Raw genomic sequence first — 210 nt, 5'->3', positions numbered from 1 at the left:
GTATGATCGAACGTTACACAACTTCTATTACTGAAGCTGCTGGTACTGTTCATCGTCTAGAAGACTGGCGCCGTCGTCAACTGGCTTACCCAATCAACAAACTACACAAAGCACACTAAGTTCTTATGAATATTGAAGCAGAGCAATCAGAAATCGATGACATGGAAACAGCTTTCCGTTTCAAAGATGCAGTGATCCGCAACATGATCA

Annotated in this window: 1 pseudogene; it reads left to right on the top strand. The window is 42.4% G+C overall.

The annotated features are described in order from the left end of the window. Positions 1-2: 2 nt before the first annotated feature. Positions 3-210 (top strand): annotated as a pseudogene (gene rpsF / locus V6256_RS16135) (30S ribosomal protein S6); the annotation flags it as partial.

Source organism: Psychromonas aquatilis, assembly GCF_038155185.1.
Lineage (GTDB): Bacteria > Pseudomonadota > Gammaproteobacteria > Enterobacterales > Psychromonadaceae > Psychromonas > Psychromonas aquatilis.
Note: the sequence above shows the minus strand (reverse complement) of the source record. Positions and strands in the feature narration are given on the sequence as shown.